The organism is Mycobacterium sp. (genome assembly GCF_049673265.1).
Lineage (GTDB): Bacteria > Actinomycetota > Actinomycetes > Mycobacteriales > Mycobacteriaceae > Mycobacterium.
Window position 1 is genome coordinate 1 of the sequence record NZ_JBATXN010000342.1, and the last position, 3,854, is coordinate 3,854.

Annotated in this window: 3 protein-coding genes; all 3 read left to right on the plus strand. The window is 66.7% G+C overall.

Translation table 11 applies throughout. The annotated features are described in order from the left end of the window. Positions 1-120: 120 nt before the first annotated feature. Complete coding sequence (locus tag WBF82_RS11965; protein ID WP_424383242.1) at positions 121-1,302, plus strand: acyl-CoA dehydrogenase family protein; 1,182 nt, start codon at positions 121-123, stop codon at positions 1,300-1,302. A gap of 23 nt (positions 1,303-1,325) precedes the next feature. Continuing rightward, positions 1,326-2,423, plus strand: coding sequence for an acyl-CoA dehydrogenase family protein (locus WBF82_RS11970; protein ID WP_424383243.1), 1,098 nt, complete (start codon positions 1,326-1,328; stop codon positions 2,421-2,423). Between the two features lie 4 nt (positions 2,424-2,427). Further along, positions 2,428-3,854: long-chain-fatty-acid--CoA ligase FadD17 (gene fadD17, locus WBF82_RS11975; RefSeq protein WP_424383244.1), on the plus strand; the 1,427-nt coding region annotated here is incomplete at its 3' end.

Genomic DNA, 3,854 nt, shown 5'->3' on the forward strand with positions numbered 1-3,854 from the left:
GACCCACCATACGACCAGCGACGTACGCGTTCGGCGAGACGGTCGCTGGACCCTCAGACTAGAACGTGTTACAACCAGGGGTGGCGGACGGGTAGCCATCGACGACCGGAGGGCGGCGAAATGCGCATCAGTTATACCCCTGAGCAGGAGGAGCTGCGTCGCGAACTGCGCTCGTACTTCGCCAAGCTGATCACCCCGGAGCGCCGCGAGGCGTTGAGCTCGACGTCAGGTGAGGTCGGCGAGGGCAACGTGTACCGGGAGACCGTCGCGCAGATGGGCAAGGACGGCTGGCTCACCCTCAACTGGCCCAAGGAGTACGGCGGCCAGGACCGCTCGCCGATGGACTCTCTGATCTTCACCGACGAGGCCGCGATCGCCGGTGCACCGGTGCCGTTCCTGACCATCAACAGCGTCGCGCCGACGATCATGGCCTTCGGCACCGAGGAGCAGAAGAAGCTCTACCTGCCCAAGATCGCCTCTGGTGACTTGCACTTCTCGATCGGCTACTCCGAGCCCAGCGCCGGCACCGACCTGGCCAACCTGCGGACCACCGCAGTGCGCGACGGCGACGACTATGTGGTCAACGGCCAGAAGATGTGGACCAGCCTGATCGCCTACGCCGACTACGTCTGGCTGGCGGCCCGCACCAACACCGAAGCCAAGAAGCACCGCGGCATCTCGATGCTGATCGTGCCGACCAGCGCTGAGGGCTTCTCCTGGACACCGGTGCACACCATGGCCGGCGTGGACACCAGCGCCACCTATTACCAGGACGTCCGCGTCCCGGTCGCCAACCGGGTCGGCGAGGAGAACGGCGGCTGGAAGCTGGTCACCAACCAGCTCAACCACGAGCGTGTAGCGCTGGTGTCGGCGATGCCGATCATCATGGCGCTCAACCAGGTACGGGAGTGGGCGCAAAACACCAAGGACGGCAGCGGCGCCCGGCTCATCGATTCTGAATGGGTGCAGCTCAACCTGGCCCGGGTGCACGCCAAGGTGGAGGTCCTCAAGCTGATCAACTGGGAGCTCGCGTCATCGGATGCGGCCGCGCCGTCGCCGGCGGATGCGTCGGCGGCCAAGGTGTTCGGCACCGAGCTGGCCACCGAGGCTTACCGCCTGCTGATGGAGGTGCTCGGCACCGCGGCCACCTTGCGTCAGGACTCACCGGGAGCGTTGCTGCGCGGCCGCGTCGAGCGGATGCACCGGGCCTGCTTGATCCTGACCTTCGGCGGCGGCACCAACGAAGTGCAGCGCGACATCATCGGCATGGTGGCGCTGGGCCTGCCCCGAGCCAACCGCTAACTCCCCGAAGGATTCACGAGACCATGGACTTTTCCACCACCGAAGCGGCACAGGATCTCGGCGACCTGGTCACCACGATCGTCGACGCGGTGTGCACTCCGGAGCATCACCGCCAGCTCGACGGTCTGGAACAGAGGTTTGACCGCGACCTGTGGAGCAAGCTGATCGACGCCGACATCCTGTCCACCGCCGCGCCGGAGTCGTTGGGCGGTGGCGGTTTTGGGGTGCTTGAACAGACCGCCGTACTTGTCGGTCTCGGCAGGCAACTCGCAGCTGTCCCCTACCTGGACTCCGTCGTGCTGGCCGCGGGTGCCCTGGCCCGATTCGGTCCATCGGAACTTCAGAAGGAGTGGGGCGAGCCCGCGGTGAGCGGCGCCAAGATCCTCACGGTCGCGTTGGACGGCGAGATGGGCGACGGTCCGGTGCAGGCCGCCCGCGCCGGCGACGGCTACCGCCTGTCCGGAACCCGCACCCAGGTCGGCTACGGCCCGGTGGCCGACGGCTTCTTGGTACCGGCCGAAACCGATTCTGGGACCGAAGTTTTCCTGATCGCCGCCAGCGACCCTGGGGTCTCGGTGACGGCGCTGGGCACGACCGGGCTGGGCAGCATCGGGCACCTCCGCCTCGACGGGGTCGAGGTCGATGGCGGGCGAGTGGTCGGCGGCGAGGAAGTCATCAGTTGGATCGCCACGCTGGATAGGCTGGGCCGCAGCGCCTTTCAGCTCGGCGTCCTGGATCGCGGACTGCAGCTGACCGCCGAATACGCCCGCACTCGTGAGCAGTTCGACCGCCCGATCGGCAGCTTCCAAGCGGTCGGTCAACGGCTGGCCGACGGCTACATCGACGTCAAGGGATTGCGGCTGACGCTTACCCAGGCTGCCTGGCGGCTCAGCGAGGATCTACCGGCCGACACCGAGGTCGCGACCGCAGCCTTCTGGGCGGCCGACGCCGGACACCGCGTGGCGCACACGATTGTTCACGTGCACGGCGGTGTCGGGATCGACACCGACCATCCGGTACACCGCTACTTCCTGGCCGCCAAACAAACCGAGTTCGCGCTGGGCAGCGCCACCGCCGCGCTGCTGCGCATCGGCCGCGAGCTGGCGGACACCCCCGCTTAGCCCTGTGACCGACCCCCTCCCCACCGTCGTCGACTTGCTGCGCCCGCTGGTCGATGTCGAGGATCGGGGCGTCTACTTCGAGGACTCGTTTGTCAACTGGCGCGATCATCTTCGGCACGGCGCCGCTGTGGCCGCTGCGCTGCGCGCGCGGCTCGACCCGGGCCGGCCGCCGCATGTCGGGGTGCTACTGGAGAACACGCCGTTTTTTTCCGCGGTCTTGGTCGCCGCGGGCATGTCGGGAATCATCCCGGTTGGGCTCAACCCGGTACGTCGCGGCGCCGCGCTGACCCGAGACATCGACCATGCTGATTGCCAGCTGGTGCTGGCCGACTCGAATTCTGCTGCGACGCTGGGCGATATCGACCACATTAATGTCGACACCACCGACTGGGCCGACGAGGTCGCCGCACACCATGGCGTCGACGTGCGTTTTCAAGCAGCAGCGCCCGACGATCTGTTCATGCTGATCTACACCTCGGGCACCAGCGGTGATCCCAAGGCGGTGATGTGTAGCCACGGCAAGGTGGGCATCGCCGGCGTGACGATGACCGAGCGATTCAGCCTCGGCCCTTCCGACGTGTGCTACGCGTCAATGCCGTTGTTTCATTCCAACGCGGTGCTGGTGGGCTGGGCGGTCGCGTTAGCGTGCCGCGGCTCAATGGTGTTGCGACGCAAGTTCTCTGCGTCTGGATTTTTGCCGGACATCCGCCGCTACGGCGCCACCTACGCCAACTACGTTGGCAAGCCGTTGTCCTATGTACTCGCCACGCCCGAGCGTCCAGACGATGCCGACAACCCGCTGCGTGCGGTCTATGGCAACGAGGGGGCGCCGGGCGACGTCGATCGTTTCGCGGAGAGGTTTGGCTGCGTTGTCATCGACGGTTTCGGATCGACTGAGGGCGGGGTGGCGATCGGCCGCACACCGGATACCCCGGCAGGCGCATTGGGCCCGCTGCCCGACGGCATCCAGATCGTCGACGTCGACACCGGTCAGCCGTGCCCGGTCGGCGTGGTGGGCGAACTGGTAAACGCCGGTGGCCCAGGGCGTTTCGAAGGCTACTACAACGATGCCGAGGCCGACGCGCAGCGCATGAGAGGCGGCGTCTATCACAGCGGCGACCTGGCTTACCGCGACGAAGCCGGCTATGCGTATTTCACCGGCCGGCTTGGTGACTGGCTTCGCGTAGACGGGGAAAACCTCGGCACCGCGCCCATTGAGCGGGTGCTGCTGCGACATCCGGACGTGACCGAAGTTGCGGTGTATGCGATCCCGGATCCGGCCGTCGGCGATCAGGTAATGGCCGCACTGGTGATGAAGCCCGGCGCCGAATTCGACCCGGACAAATTCCGCGCGTTCTTGGCCGAACAGACCGACCTAGGCCCTAAGCAGTGGCCGTCCTACGTTCGGGTCGGCACGACGCTGCCGCGCAC